Raw genomic sequence first — 14,055 nt, 5'->3', positions numbered from 1 at the left:
CCCCACCCCTCCTCGGCTCAGGCGAAGCGGGGGTCGGGGGGCAGCCGCGGGTTGAGCAGGTGCGCGACCAGCGCCGTCCAGCCGGTCTGGTGCGTGGCGCCCAGGCCCTCGCCGGTGTCGCCGTCGAAGAACTCGCTGAACGTCGGGTGTTCCTGCCACAGCGGCGACTCGCTCGCCTCGATCCGCTTGCCGTCGGCCGGGCGCTTGCCGTCGACGGGCCGGAACAGCCCGGTCAGGCTGGAGTCGATCAGGTCGGCGGCCTCCACCAGCGTGCAGTGGTTGCCCGAGCGGGTCGGGATCTCGATGGTGAACGAGTCGCCGTAGAAGCGGCCCAGGGTCCGCAGCTTGTCGGCCAGCAGCACGTTGACCGGGAACCAGACCGGGCCGCGCCAGTTGGAGTTGCCACCGAACAGCTTGGTCCGCGACTCCCCCGGCTCGTACTCGATGGAGACGTCGCGGCCGCCGACCTGCGCGACGACCTGACCGGTGGCCTTGGACAGCGAGCGGATGCCGTACGGGGAGAGGAACTCCTCGGTGTCGAACATCCGGCGCAGGATGCGCTCGAGCCGGTCGCGGTCGACCAGCGACAGGATCATCTTGCGGCCCTCGGGCGCGGACCGGCTGCGCAGCGGCCCGACCAGCTCGGGACGGCGGCGCTGCAGCCAGCGGAGCTGGTTGGCGACGTCGGGACACTCGGACTGGATCCACCCCGGCACCTCGGTGGCGCCCAGGATCGGCAGCAGGCCGACCATCGAGCGCACCCGCAGCGGCTCGGCGGTGCCGTCCGGGGAGACGAGGACGTCGTAGAAGAAGCCGTCCTCCTCGTTCCACAGCGACTCCTCGTGCGAGCCGAAGTTGTTCATCGCCTGCGCGATGGACAGGAAGTGCTCGAGGAACTTCGTCGCGGTCGAGTCCCACGCCTGGTCGAACCGGGAGAGCTCGAGGGCGATCTTGAACATCTGCTGGCAGTAGAACGCCATCCAGCTGGTGGCGTCGGACTGCTCGAGCCGGTAGCCCGGCGGCAGCGGCGCGGACCGGTCGAACAGCGCGATGTTGTCCATGCCGAGGAAGCCGCCCTCGAACAGGCCCGACCCGGTGGAGTCCTTGCGGTTGACCCACCAGGAGAAGTTCAGCAGCAGCTTGGTGAACACCCGGATGAGGAACTGCCGGTCCCGGTAGCCGTCGATCCGGTAGACGTGCCAGGCGGCCCAGGCGTGCACCGGCGGGTTGACGTCACCGAAGGCCCACTCGTAGGCCGGCAGCTGCCCGTTGGGGTGCATGGCCCACTCGCGGCACATGAGGACCAGCTGCTCCTTGGCGAAGTCCGGGTCCACGTGCGCGAGGGGGATGCAGTGGAAGGCGGTGTCCCACGCGGCGAACCACGGGTACTCCCACTCGTCGGGCATCGAGATGACGTCGGCCAGCGCCAGGTGCCGCCAGCCGGAGTTCCGCCGGCCCCGCTTGCGCCGCGACTCCGGCGCCGGGGACTCCGGGTCGCCGTCCAGCCACTGGGAGACGTCGAAGCGGTACAGCTGCTTGGTCCACAGCAGCCCGGCGTAGGCGCGGCGGGCGACGTGCCGGTCCTCCTCGGCGAGGCCGGGGTGGATGACGGTGCCGTAGAACTCGTCCGCCTCGGCCCGCCGGGTGGCCAGGACGGCGTCGAACTCCTCGCCGAACACCGCGTCGTCGGGGTCGGCCTGCCGCAGCCGCAGCCGCACGGTGACCGTCTCCCCCGGCGCGACGGCCTCCCACCGGTACCAGAACGCGGCCTTGGTGCCGGTGTCGGCCGGGTTGACCGCGCTCCGGTCGCCCTCGACGACCCGGCGGCCGATGCCGTCCTTGGGGTACTTCGTGGTGTTGCGTTCCGCACCGAACAGGGTGACGGCGTTGGTCTCGTTGTCGCAGTGCAGGACCGTCGGCGACCCCTCCGCGGCGAGCACGTAACGGCCCAGGTAGCCGTGCTCGGCCTCGACGGCCTCCAACCCGGACACCGTCAGGGTGGGCGCCAACAGCTGGCGGATCACGCCCTGGCGCTTGTCCCCGCCCCAGGACCAGGTGTTGCGGAACCACACCTGCGGCAGCAGGTGCAGCGGCGCGGACTCGGGCCCGTGGTTGGTGGCGGTGACGACGATGCAGACGTCCTCCGGCCCCGACTTGGCGTAGCTGACCTGCACGTCGAAGAAGCGGTCCTGGTCCAGCACGCCGGTGTCGGCGAGCTCGAACTCGCGCTCGAGCCGGCTGCGGCGGGCGTTCTCCTCGCGCAACTGCTCGTAGGGGTACTCGGCCTGCGGGTAGCGGTAGAGCCACTGCATCCAGGAGTGGGTGGGGGTGCCGTCGACGGCCCACCAGTGCTCCTTGGCGTCCTCGCCGTGGTTGCCCTCCTCGTTGGTGAGGCCGAACAGCCGCTCCTTGAGGATCGGGTCCCTGCCGTTCCACATCGCGACGGAGAAGTTGAGGAAGCCGAAGCGGTCGCAGATGCCGCCCAGCCCGTCCTCGCCCCAGCGGTAGGCGCGGGCGTGCGCGTGGTCGAAGGGGAACGAGGCCCAGGCGTCGCCGTCCTCGGAGTAGTCCTCGCGGACCGTTCCCCACTGCCGGCCGGCGAGGTACGGACCCCAGGTGCGCCAGGGCGCCGTCATGCTGCCCGATTCCGCGAGGCGGGCGTGTTCGGCGGTGCGCGGTGCTGCGGACTCCGGCGCGGGAGCGTCCGGAGGACCGGGCACGGCGAGGCGCGGGTCGTCGGGGACGCCCGGTGCTGCTGCGACGGTCACCGACCAACAGTGACACGGCGACGTTGCCTCTCGGTGACGAGTGGGGTGCAGCGCGTGTCACATGTGATCCAGGGGACCAACGTCACTGACGGGTCGGTGCCGTCACGCCGCGGACGGCGGCGTCGGGTCGAAGCGGGCCACCTCCGCCAGCGCCTCGCCCAGGTAGGTCACGGCCTCCTCGGCCCTGCGCGCGCCGGCCTCGGCGGTGGCCGCGCGGGCGTCGCCGATCACGCCCGCGGGGCCGAAGTCGTCCGACGACCAGCCGAAGCTCACCGAGCCGCCGAACCGCACGTGCCGGTAGGCGGCCAGGTGCTCGGGCACCCACCGGTCGGCCCGGGTCATGTCCACCAGGTCGGGGCGCAGGTGCAGCATCAGCGCCGTCTCCTCGAAGCCGCCGTGCACGCCCATGCCGAGCTCGTCCGCGGGGCTCGTTCCGCCCTGGTCGGCCGGCAGGCGGGGGTGGAGGGTGAAGGTGCGCAGCCCGGTCTCCAGCCGGATGTCGCGGGCGGCCACCTGGAGCAGCGCCGAGTTGCCGCCGTGCCCGTTGAGGAAGGCCAGCCGCCGGGCCGGGGTGCGCGCGACGCTGCGGCCGAGGTCGGCCAGCACCGCGGTGAGGGTGGCCGCCGACAGCCAGAAGGTGCCCGACGACCAGGCGTGCTCGTTGGACTTCGTGTACGCCAGCGGCGGCAGCAGCCACAGGTCGAGCTCGTCGCCGAACCGCTCGACCGCCCGCTCCGCCATGGCCTGCGCGATCAGCAGGTCGGTCGCCACCGGCAGGTGCGGCCCGTGCTGCTCGATCGCGCCGGTGGGCAGGACGAGCACGCTGTCGGGGCCGAGGGCCGCGTCGATCGCGGGGGCGGAGAGCTCGGTGAGCAGGCGGACGGGCATGCCCCGGACGGTAGGGACGGCGCGTTGCCGGGGGATGTCGGGCGACGACCGCCGCGTCACCTGGCCGGAACACCGCGCTGCGAGGGTCTCCCCCGTGCTGATCGTGCGCGACGCCCTGACGGTGTGGACGGGGACCGGGGAGGAAGCGGCCGCCGCCGACGTGGTGTGCGGGGACGACGGCCGGATCGCCGCCGTGGGGCCGGCCGCCGAGCCCGGCGAGGTGCTCGACGCCTCCGGCTGCGTCGTCACCCCGGGCCTGGTCAACGCCCACCACCACCTGCTGCAGACCGCCTTCCGGACCCTTCCGGGCACCCGCGGCGTGCCGATGGCGCAGTGGCTGCCGACCATGGCCACCGCCTACGGCGCGGTCGGGGTGGACGACGAACTGGCCGCCGTCGCCGCGTCCGCGGGGCTGGCCGAGGCGCTGCTGTGCGGCGTGACCACCGTGGCCGACCACCACCTGACCTGGCCGCGCGACGCTCCGGACGACGGGGTGGGCATCGCGAGGGCGGTGGCCGGCGCGGCCCGCGAGCTCGGCGCGCGGCTGGCCTTCGTGCGCGGCAGCGCCGGTGACGACCCGCAGGCGGCGGCCGCCTCCGCCGACGCGATCGCCGCCGCGCTGGTGCCGCCCGGCGGGGTGACCGCGGACGGCGGGCTGCAGGTCGCGGTCGGGCCGGCGGGGGTGCACAGCGACCGGCCGGAGACGTTCGCGCTGCTCGCCGAGGTGGCCGCCCGCCGCGGGCTTCGGCGGCGCACCCAGGCCAACGAGCAGGTCGACGTCGACATCGCGGCGCAGCGCTACGGGCGCCGCCCGCTGGACCTGCTCGACGAGTGGGGCTGGCTGGCGCCGGACGTGACGCTCGCGCACCTGTGCGGCGTCACGCCGGGCGAGGTCGCGCGGCTGGCCGCCGCCGGGGTCACCGCCACCCACGCCCCCGGCTGCGACCTGCCGATGGGGTGGGGCGTGGCGCCGATGGCCGCGCTGTCCGACGCCGGCCTGCCGGTGGGGCTGGGCACCAGCGGCGGCGGGTCCAACGACGCCGGCCACCTGCTCGCCGACGCCCGGCTCGCCCTGCAGGTCGCGCCGCTGGCGGGCCGGCCGGTCGCGGCGCGGGAGGTGCTGACGTGGGCGACCCGGGGCTCGGCCGACGGGCTGGGGCGTCCCGACCTCGGGCGGCTGTCGGTCGGGGCGCGGGCGGACCTCGTCTGCTGGGACGTCACCGGCGTGGCCGACGCGGGGGTGGCGGATCCGGTGGCGGGGCTGCTGTGGGCCTCGCCCGGCCGGCGCCCGCGGCACGTCGTCGTCGGCGGGCGGGTCGTCGTCCGGGACGGTGAGCTGGTCGCCGTCCCCGCCGCGGAGGTGTCCGCCCGGCTGCGCGGCCTCCTGACCGCCCGGGAACGTGCGCGTCACCGCGCCGCAACCTGAGCCGGTCAGGGTCGGGGGCGTGATCCATCTCCTCGTGCGCGACGCCGTCCTGCTGACCATGGACCCCGACCGTCCCGATCCGTTCCGGGGCTGGTTCTCGGTGGACGACGACGGCCGGATCGCCGCGGTGGAGGCCGGGGACCCGCCGCCGTCCGTGCTGGCCGGCCTGCCCGCGGACCGGGTGCTCGACGCCGCGGGGAAGCTGGTCGGCCCCGGCTTCGTCTCCTCGCACAGCCACCTGTTCACCTCGGCCTCGCGGGGGCTGGGCATGGACCAGTCGCTGTACGGCTGGATCGAGGCGATGACCCGGTACACCGACGCGGGCGACGCCGACGACGTCTACTGGTTCACCCGGCACGGCGCCCAGGACTTCCTGCGCAACGGGATCACCAGCGCCTACGACTTCACCTCCGCCGGCCTGCCGTTCACCGCCGGCGCCGCCCGGTACGAGGCCGCGCTGCCCGAGACCGCGTTCACCCACGCGCAGCTGCGCGCCAAGGCCGACGCCGGGCTGCGGCACGTGCACAGCGTGATGCTGGGCCAGGGCGACGTCTCCGCCGCCGACGCGCTGGCCCAGCTCGACGAGGTGGTCGACGCGGCCGGCGACGTCGACCCCGCGCTGCACCTCGGGCTCGCGGTGAGCGGCACGGTGCAGTGGGCGGAGAGCCGGGACGCCGCGACGCTCGAGGTCTCGGCCATGCGCCGGCACGGGCTGCTCAACCAGCCGCACTTCCTGGAGACGCCGCACGACGTGGAGGCCCAGCAGTCCCGCTTCGCCTGGTACGCCGACGCGGGGGCGCTGGGCCCGGACCTGGTGTTCGGCCACTTCATCCAGACCACCGACGAGATCATCGCCGCCGCGGCGGCCGCCGGCTGCGGGATGAGCTGGCAGCCGATGAGCAACGGCCGCCTGGCCTCGGGGGTGGCGCGCATCCCGCGGATCCGCGAGCTGGGGATGCGGGTCGGCATCGGGTTGGACGACCAGTCGTGCACGGACGTCAGCGACCCGTTCGGCAACATGCGGACGGCGCTGGCGCTGGTCCGGGCCACCACCCACGACCCGGGCGCCCTGCCGGTCCGCGACGTGCTCGACCTGCACACGCGGGGGTCGGCGGAGGTGCTGGGCGTCGACGACCGGGTGGGCACGCTCCGGGTCGGCCGCTTCGCCGACTTCCTCGTCGTCGACCCGCGCGATCCCGACACCGGACCCGTCTGGGACGCCTACGGCACCTACGTGCTGGCCTGCTCGCTGCGCAACCTGCACCAGGTGTGGGTGGGCGGCCGGCTGGTGGCCGACGGCACCCGGCTGACCGATCCGGACGCCGCGACGGTCGTCGACGAGGTGCACGACCGCCTGGAGAAGCTGGCCGCGCAGGTGGACGCCCCGCGCTGAGCGACCGGCCGCCGGCCGTGATCATCGGCGGGTGGCTGGGCGACACGCCGAGAGGGGCAGCCGGCTGCCGATGATCAACACCGGGAGGGGCCACCACACGCGACCGCGCCGGCGGCCCCCCAGGGAGGTCGCCGGCGCGGCCGGTGGTGGATCGGCTACCGGGTCAGGCGTCCGCCCCGATCGAGGGGTCGATGAACTCGTTGGTCACGACGTCCTCGGGGGTGAGGCCCTCCGCCACCGGGGTGCCCTGCTCGGCGAAGATCGGCGTCGTCTGCTCGATGAGCCGCTGCATCCGCTCCATGTCGAAGTCGCCGTGGGTCTCGTTGGCCCCGTTGCCGGAGATGCCGAGCTCGGCCATGGTCTCCGCCGAGTAGTCGGCGACGCCCTCGCTGTACTGCCAGCCGGTGTCGTACTCCTCCACCAGCTCGACGATCAGCTCGTTCGCACCGCTCGGGTCGGCCAGGTAGTCGACGTCGGCCTGCTGCATCACCGGCACCAGCTCGGTGAGGCAGCCCGTCAGCGGCTCCAGCTGGTCGGCGCGCACCGACAGCGACGAGGCGTAGACCTCGAAGCCTGCGTCGTGGACGAGCTGGTACTCGACCGGCTTGCCCCAGGCGTCCACCTCGTTCTCGTAGATGTAGGGCTCGGCGCTGGCGTAGCCCTGCTGGGCGTCCGCGCCGCCGGAGGAGACGAACGCCGCGGGGGTGCCGTCGTAGCTGCCGTCGAGCTGGTCCTCGCGGAGGATGCCGGCCCCCACGAGGTAGTCCATGTAGGCCGACCCCTCGAAGTAGCGCACCGTGGCGTCGGTGGCGGCGAGGTCGGCGATCTCGTCGACGTCCGGGTAGGTCTCCGGGTCCCACATGATCATCTGCGGCGACTTCTCGAGCTGGGCGAGCACGCCGACCGTCGCCTCCGAGGCCGACAGCTGGATGGCCTCGTCGGTGTCGACGTAGCCGAGCGTGATGTCGTCGTCGGTGTACATCTGCGCGCTCACCGCCTGGAAGCCGATCGCCGGCCCACCGGCGCGGACCTCGACCATGACGCCGGTGCTGTCCCCGGCGGTGTCGACGAGAGTGGCGCGCACCGACTTGGCCCCGGAGTCGATGGAGACGTCGTCGCCCAGCAGCTGGTAGACGCCGCCGTGCTCGGCCTCGGGGTTCCAGTCGGTCTGGATGACGACGGTCTCGGGGCACCCGGCGGCGGCCAGGTCGATGCTGCCGATCTCGCCGGTGGGTCCGGACGACTCCGAGGAGCTGTCGTCGTCGTCACCGCAGGCGGAGAGCACGAGGGCGAGGCTCGCGGCAGCGGCGAGACCGATGGAGGTACGGGTCCTGCGCACGGGACTCCTTCAGGGGTGGGGTGGAACGGCGTCCCCGGAACCGGGGCGCCGTACAGGCGGGGACCTCCGGGCGGAGGCCTGCGGGGGGGGGGGGGGTAGCGGGCAGGGAGGTCCGTGCTCAGGCGCCGTCGCGGCTGGTGTCGTACCAGCGGCCGACGGCGAGCTTTCCCAGCCAGCCGAAGACGAGGAAGGTCGCGAAGCCGAGCAGGGCGGCGACGATGATCGTGGCGAACAGCTCCGGGCCCTGGATCCGGGAGCGGAAGTTGTCCAGCACGATGCCCAGGCCGGGCTCGCCCTGGCGGAAGAAGACGTCACCGACGATGGCGCCGACCACCGACAGCCCCGCCGAGATGCGGAACCCGGCGAAGATCGCCGGCATCGCGGCCGGGAACTGCAGCTTCATCAGCCGGGTGAGCCGGCCGGCGCCGTGCAGGTCGAACAGCTCGTGCTGGCCCCGGTCCACCGACTGCAGGCCGAACAGCGTGTTCGACACGATCGGGAACAGCGCGATGAGCACGCACACGATCACCCGGGCCGGGAAGTCGTAGCCGAACCAGAAGCCGATGAGCGGCACCAGCGCGAGGATCGGGATGCACTGCAGGGCCACCGCGTAGGGGAACAGCGACCGCTCGGCCACCTTCGCCTGGCTCATCGCCACCGCCCACGCCATCCCGATGACGATCGCGAAGGCGAGCCCGGTGAACGTCACCTCGATGGTGTTCCAGAGCGCGTCGCCGATCTTCTCCATGGCCTGCTCGTCGAGGAACCCCTCGGTGATGACCTCCTGCGGCGGCGGCATGAGGAACCGGCGGCCCGGCTCGAGGACGAGGTAGGTGATCGCGTACCAGGCGCCGATCAGGACGCCGAAGACGGCCAGCGGCGCGGCGATGTTCAGCAGCCGGCTCCCCCGGCGCCGGCGCCGGACCAGCGGCGCGGTGCCCGCGGCGATCAGCTCGCCCTCGGCCTGGACGGTGGGCTCGACGCCCTGCTCGGTCGCCGTCACGGTGTTCCCCTCGATGCTGGACGGGCGGACGCGGGACGGCGCGCTCATGAGTGGCCCTCCCGCAGGGCGTGCGAGACCTCGCCGGCCAGCGCCGCGAACTCGGGGGTGAACCGCAGCTCCGGCGTGCGGTCGGTGCCGAAGGGGACGTCGAAGGAGCCCACGATGTGCCCGGGCCGGCCGCTCATCACCAGCACGCGGGTCGACATGTAGACCGCCTCGCTGACCGAGTGCGTGATGAACAGCGCCCCGAACCGCTTGGTCCGGAACATGCTCAGCAGCTCGTCGTTCAGCCGCTCGCGGGTGATCTCGTCGAGGGCGCCGAAGGGCTCGTCGAACAGGAACAGGTCCGGGTCGAGGGTCAGCGACCGCGCCAGGGAGGCGCGCATCCGCATGCCGCCGGACAGCTCCCGGGGCAGCTTCTTCTCGTGCCCCGTGAGCCCGACGAGGTCGATGGCGTCCCGCGTCGCCTGGTTGAGCGACGACCTGCCCATGCCGTGCAGCTCGCCGAGGAGCTGCACGTTCTTGAGCACCGACCGCCAGGGCAGCAGCGTCGCGTCCTGGAAGACGTAGCCGATCCGCTGCGCGTCCACCTGCACGTCGCCCGACGTCGCCGGGGAGAGGTCGGACGCGATCCGCAGCAGCGTGGACTTGCCGCAGCCGGACGGGCCGACCACGGTCACGAACTCGCCGCGGCGGATGTCCAGGTCGACGCCCTCGAGCGCGACGGTGCCGTCGGGGAACGTCTTGGCGACGTCCCGGAAGTGCAGCACCCGGGTGTCGCTCGACGGGATGGACCCGGCGGTGTCGGGCCTGCTCCTGGCAGGTGCGCTCACGGGCGGCTCCGGAGGTCGGGGACCGGTCGGGACCGGTCCGGCGTGCGGGTGCTCCCACCCTCCGTGCTGCCTGTTTCGTCGGTGTGTTCCATCGGTGAACGCCGCTCGCGGCACGTCACGAGATGGCCACACCCGCGCCGACGACGACGGCCGGGCCGGTCGCCCCGACCGAGCGGTGCACGCGCGTCGTGGCCGGCACCCGCTCGCCCGAGATCGCGACGCGGGCCGTCCCGGCCCCGGCCACGGCGGCGTCCAGGCTCTCCGCGGCGATCGCGACGAACTCCGCGACCGCCCCCTCGGCGACCTCCGGCACCGGCAGTCCCATGCACCGGCGGGCGCCCGCGCTGACGGCCAGCCACGCCTCCCGGGTGGACAGGTGCCCCGCGGTGACCAGCAGCGACGCGGCCTCGCAGGCGTCCGCGCGGCCCATCGGGTTGAACGGGTCGCGGAGGTTGTCCCCGCCGGCGCCGACCGTCGCGCCGGCGTCGAGCAGCGCCCGGACGGCGGTCAGCCCGCGCGGCGGCGCCACCACGTGGTCGCGGCCCTGGAGGAAGAGGTTGGTCTGCGGCAGCGCGACGACGCCGATGCCCGCCGCGGCCACCGCGCGCGCCGTGGACCGGGCCACCTCCAGCGGATGGACGCCCAGGCTCACGCAGTGGCTCGCGGTCACACCGCGGTCGAAGCCGGTGGCGGCGACCCGGCGGGCCAGGTCGAGCAGGCCCTGCGCGGTGGGGTCCAGGGTCTCGTCGGTGTGCAGGTCCAGCGGCAGCCCGGCGCGGACGGCGGCCCCGAACGACAGCGCCTGCCCGGCGTCCCGGTCGGCCCACAGGTGCGGCGCCCCGCCGACGACGTCCGCGCCCAGGTCGATCGCCTCCGCGAGCAGCCGCGGCCCCGCCTCGGCCTCCTCGGCCGTGAACGGCGCCGACACCAGCGCCACCACCTGCACGCGCACCAGCCCGGCCAGCGCGTCGCGGACCTGCAGCAGCGCCCGCAGGTGCCGGGTGCCGGCGTGCACCCCGACGTCGGCGTGCGTGCGGATCGCCGTCGTCCCGTTGGCCAGGTACTCGTGCGCGGCGCGGGTCGCCCGGTCGACCAGGTCGTCGTGGGTGAAGTCGGCGGCGATGGCGCGGATCGCCGTGATCGCGCCGGCCAGGTCCCCGGTGCGGTTGGGCACCCGGTGGCTGGTGAGGGCCTTGTCCAGGTGGGCGTGCGGCTCGGCCGGCGCCGGCAGCAGGAGCGAGCCGGTCAGGTCGAGGACGTCCTCGCCGGGCACCGGCGGCAACGACGGCGCGACCGCCGCCACCCGCGGGCCCTCGATCCGGACGTCGACCCGGCGGCCGTGGAGGTCGGTGGCGCCCTGCAGCAGGAGCGTCACAGGTCGAGCACCAGCCGCGGCCCGGCGGCGCGGGAGACGCAGACCATCATGACCGCGCCGTCGGCCTGCTCGGCCGGCGTGAGCACCGAGTCGCGGTGCTCCACCTCCCCCTCCAGGACCGGGGTCTCGCAGGTGCCGCAGGTTCCGGCCCGGCAGGAGGACAGGACGACGGCGCCGCCCGCGGTCACCGCCTCCAGCACCGTCTGCCCGGGCTCGACGGTGACGGTGCTGCCGGTCAGCGCCAGCTCCACCTCGAAGGGCCCGGGCCACACCGGGTCGCCGAACTCCTTGGCCTCGAAGCGCTCGGCGTGCAGCGCCGGAGCGGGCCAGCCGGCCATCGCGGCGGTGACGGCGTCGATCAGCCGGGCCGGGCCGCAGACGTAGACGGCGGTGTCGGTCCGCGGCGGGCCGAGCAGCGCGGCCACGTCCAGCCGCGCCCCCTCGTCGGCGGCGTGCAGCCGCACCCGGTCGGGGTGCGCGACGGCCAGCTCCGCGGCGAACGCCATGGTGGCCCGGGAACGGCCGGCGAAGTCGAGCGTCCAGTCGGCCCCGGCCGCGGCCGCCTCGGCGACCATGGCCCGCAGCGGGGTGATGCCGATGCCGCCGGCGACGAACCGGTAGCGGGTGCCGGGGGTGACCTCGAAGGCGAAGTGGTTGCGCGGCCCGCGGACCCGCAGCGTCGCGCCGACGGCGACGTCGTCGTGCAGCGCCAGCGACCCGCCGCCGCCCTTCTCCTCCCGGAGGACGGCGATCCGCCACCGCGACCGGTCGGCCCGGTCGCCGCACAGCGAGTACTGCCGCTCGAGGCGCTCTCCCGGGGCACCCGGTCGCAGCACGACGTCGATGTGCGAGCCCGGTGTCCACGCGGGCAGGTCGCGGCCGTTGTGGGACACCAGGTCGAGGGCGACGACGCCGTCGGCCAGGTCGGTGCGGGCGTCGACGACCAGGTCCCGCTCGACGTCGGAGAAGAAGCTCACGGAACCGATCCGAACAGAGCCGCGTGCCGATCGTGTCCCAGAGAGGTCACACGGAGGTGACACGGGCGGAACCGCGGGCGGTTCTCCTGAGGGGGTGACCGTCTCGCTCGCGCATGACCCGGCCCCCCTGCCCGCCGCCGCCCTCGCCGCCCTGGAGGCCGAGCTCGTCGCCCTGCTGGGCGGCCGCAACGTGACCAGCGACCTGCGCGCCCGCGAGCGGGCCTCGGTGGACGGCGCGCGGATGAGCCCGATCATCACCGAGCTGCTCCCGCTGGGCGTCGCGGACCTGGTCGCCTGGCCGACGACGGCCGAGGACATCGGGCGGGTGGTCGCGGCGGCGGTCCGGCACGGCGTCCCGGTCACCCCCCGCGGCAAGGGCACCGGGAACTACGGCCAGGCGATCCCCATGGCCGGCGGGCTGGTGCTCGACACCTCCCGAGCGCGGGCCGTCGTCGAGGTCGGGGACGGCTGGATCACCGCGGAGGCCGGCGCGCCGATGGTGGCCCTGGAGCGCGCCGCGGCCGAGACGGGCCAGCAGCTGTGGATGTACCCCTCGACGGCCCAGTCCTCGCTCGGCGGCTTCCTCGGCGGCGGCTCCGGCGGCACCGGGACGATCGCCCACGGCTCCAACGACATGGGCTTCGTGCTCGCCCTCGACGTCGTCCACGCGACCGGCTCCCCCGACCTCGTGCACGTCGAGGGGGACGACGCGCAGCGCTTCGTGCACAACTACGGCACGGCCGGGGTGATCGCCCGGGCCACCGTGGCGCTGGAGCCGCTGCAGGAGTGGCGCGGGGTGTACGCGAGCTTCCCCGACTTCCCCGGCGCCCTGTCGGTGCTGCGCGAGCTGGGCCGGCTCGACCCGCTCCCCCGGCTGGTCTCCGCCGACACCCCGGAGGTCACCGCCGCCCTGCCCCCGGACCCGGCCTTCCCCGCCGGGCGGGCCGGCCTGCGGATGATCGCCGACGAGCGCACCGTCGCGGCGGCGACCGCGCTGATCGAAGGAGCCGGCGGGCGGGTCGAGGACGTCCGGACCGGCCCGCAGGTCGTGCTCTCGCTGAGCATGCTCAGCTACAACCACCCCATCGAATGGCTGCAGAAGTCCCAGCCGGGCGTGTGGTTCCACGTCGAGGTCTCCGGCGACGCCCTGGTCGAGCGGATCGACGAGGTGCACGCCGTCTACGAGGGCGGCCTGCTGCACATCGAGGCCGGGCACACGGTGCCGATCGGGATGCTCGCCGGGATCTACCGCAGCCCCGAGCAGGTGCTCGACGGGATCGCCGCGCTGAACGCCCTCGGCGTGGGCGTGCACAACCCGCACCAGTGGAACGTCGACTTCGAGCTCGGCCGCACGATCGCCACGGCCCGCGACACCGACCCGCAGGGCCTGCTCAACCCGGGCAAGCTCAACCCCGACTACGACGGCCCCACCAAGGGCGCGATCCGGTGACGGAGGTCCTGCCCGGCGCCGAGGTGCACGCCGACGGCGCTCCCCCGGCCGACCCGTTCGCGCTCGCCCGCGCCTGGCTGCCGCCCGACGAGGACCCCGAGCGCCCCCGGGTGACGCTGTCGACGATCGGCGAGGACGGCTATCCCGACGCCCGCACCGTGCTGCTCAGCGCGTTCGACGAGTCCGGGTTCGCCTTCCACACCGCCCGCGACAGCCGGAAGGTGGCCGAGCTGGCCGCGCTCCCGCGGGCGGGCATCGTCGTCCTGTGGCCCGACTTCGGCCGCCAGCTGCTGGTCCGCGGCGACGTCGTCCGCGACGACGACGGCCCGGCCGCCGCTGCGTGGGCCGCCCGCTCGGACTACCTGCGGCGGCTGGCCCGGCTGAACACCGGTGAGCTCGCCGCGCTGCCGCTGGCCGAGCGGGTGTCCCGGTGGGCCGCCTGGACCGAGGACCCGGCGGCCGGGCCGGCCGGCTCGTGGGTCGGGTTCCGGCTGCGCCCGCGCGAGATGACCTTCTGGGCCGCCTCGGCCCGGACCGCCAGCCGCCGGCTCCAGTACGTGCGCACCGGCGGCGGATGGCGGTGCCGGCCGCTGCCCGGCTGAC

Annotated in this window: 11 protein-coding genes; 4 read left to right on the top strand and 7 right to left on the bottom strand. The window is 74.5% G+C overall.

Annotated elements, in window-relative coordinates:
* Nucleotides 1-17: 17 nt before the first annotated feature.
* Both BMY88_RS02550 and BMY88_RS02545 read right to left on the bottom strand, forming a co-directional pair.
* On the bottom strand, nucleotides 18-2,636 hold the full coding sequence (locus tag BMY88_RS02550) for an MGH1-like glycoside hydrolase domain-containing protein (protein ID WP_211435436.1): 2,619 nt from the start codon (nucleotides 2,634-2,636) through the stop codon (nucleotides 18-20).
* 234 nt (nucleotides 2,637-2,870) lie between these two features.
* Nucleotides 2,871-3,656, bottom strand: coding sequence for a creatininase family protein (locus BMY88_RS02545; protein WP_091940033.1), 786 nt, complete (start codon nucleotides 3,654-3,656; stop codon nucleotides 2,871-2,873).
* A 94-nt stretch (nucleotides 3,657-3,750) separates the two neighbouring features.
* Here BMY88_RS02545 and BMY88_RS02540 point away from each other — a divergent pair, with 94 nt between their 5' ends.
* Nucleotides 3,751-5,082: an amidohydrolase family protein gene (locus BMY88_RS02540; protein WP_170860916.1), complete on the top strand. Its 1,332-nt coding sequence runs from the start codon at nucleotides 3,751-3,753 to the stop codon at nucleotides 5,080-5,082.
* A 19-nt stretch (nucleotides 5,083-5,101) separates the two neighbouring features.
* Nucleotides 5,102-6,475 carry an amidohydrolase family protein gene (locus tag BMY88_RS02535; RefSeq protein WP_091939721.1) on the top strand — a complete coding sequence of 458 codons (1,374 nt, stop codon included), beginning with the start codon at nucleotides 5,102-5,104 and terminating at the stop codon, nucleotides 6,473-6,475.
* Between the two features lie 163 nt (nucleotides 6,476-6,638).
* Here BMY88_RS02535 and BMY88_RS02530 read toward each other — a convergent pair whose 3' ends face one another.
* The 5 genes from BMY88_RS02530 to BMY88_RS02510 form a co-directional block, all read right to left on the bottom strand.
* A complete protein-coding gene (locus BMY88_RS02530; protein ID WP_091939719.1) occupies nucleotides 6,639-7,814 on the bottom strand; it encodes a nitrate ABC transporter substrate-binding protein in 1,176 nt (391 codons plus the stop codon).
* Between the two features lie 118 nt (nucleotides 7,815-7,932).
* Nucleotides 7,933-8,865 (bottom strand): ABC transporter permease, encoded by a 933-nt coding sequence (locus BMY88_RS02525; RefSeq protein WP_091939718.1) that lies wholly within the window; start codon nucleotides 8,863-8,865, stop codon nucleotides 7,933-7,935.
* Nucleotides 8,862-9,650 (bottom strand): ABC transporter ATP-binding protein, encoded by a 789-nt coding sequence (locus BMY88_RS02520; protein WP_211435435.1) that lies wholly within the window; start codon nucleotides 9,648-9,650, stop codon nucleotides 8,862-8,864. The genes BMY88_RS02525 and BMY88_RS02520 overlap by 4 nt, the downstream gene beginning before the upstream one ends.
* Nucleotides 9,651-9,765: 115 nt before the next feature.
* Nucleotides 9,766-11,025 (bottom strand): amidohydrolase family protein, encoded by a 1,260-nt coding sequence (locus tag BMY88_RS02515; protein WP_211435434.1) that lies wholly within the window; start codon nucleotides 11,023-11,025, stop codon nucleotides 9,766-9,768.
* Nucleotides 11,022-12,002: a PDR/VanB family oxidoreductase gene (locus tag BMY88_RS02510; RefSeq protein WP_091939716.1), complete on the bottom strand. Its 981-nt coding sequence runs from the start codon at nucleotides 12,000-12,002 to the stop codon at nucleotides 11,022-11,024. The genes BMY88_RS02515 and BMY88_RS02510 overlap by 4 nt, the downstream gene beginning before the upstream one ends.
* Nucleotides 12,003-12,096: 94 nt before the next feature.
* Between BMY88_RS02510 and BMY88_RS02505 the strand changes: the two genes are divergently transcribed.
* Nucleotides 12,097-13,452 carry an FAD-binding oxidoreductase gene (locus BMY88_RS02505; protein WP_091939714.1) on the top strand — a complete coding sequence of 452 codons (1,356 nt, stop codon included), beginning with the start codon at nucleotides 12,097-12,099 and terminating at the stop codon, nucleotides 13,450-13,452.
* Nucleotides 13,449-14,054 (top strand): pyridoxamine 5'-phosphate oxidase family protein, encoded by a 606-nt coding sequence (locus tag BMY88_RS02500; RefSeq protein WP_091939713.1) that lies wholly within the window; start codon nucleotides 13,449-13,451, stop codon nucleotides 14,052-14,054. The genes BMY88_RS02505 and BMY88_RS02500 overlap by 4 nt, the downstream gene beginning before the upstream one ends.
* Nucleotide 14,055 lies beyond the last annotated feature (1 nt).

This window comes from Trujillonella endophytica (genome assembly GCF_900110555.1).
Lineage (GTDB): Bacteria > Actinomycetota > Actinomycetes > Mycobacteriales > Geodermatophilaceae > Trujillonella > Trujillonella endophytica.
The sequence above is the reverse complement of the archived record's forward strand: the minus strand, read 5'-3'. Positions and strand labels throughout refer to the sequence as shown.

Bases quoted from the DNA above. Each gene is read 5' to 3' on its own strand.
- BMY88_RS02545 (WP_091940033.1), bottom strand. From the start codon at position 3,656: ATGCCCGTCCGCCTGCTCACCGAGCTCTCCGCCCCCGCGATCGACGCG.
- BMY88_RS02525 (WP_091939718.1), bottom strand. From the start codon at position 8,865: ATGAGCGCGCCGTCCCGCGTCCGCCCGTCCAGCATCGAGGGGAACACC.
- BMY88_RS02550 (WP_211435436.1), bottom strand. From the start codon at position 2,636: ATGACGGCGCCCTGGCGCACCTGGGGTCCGTACCTCGCCGGCCGGCAG.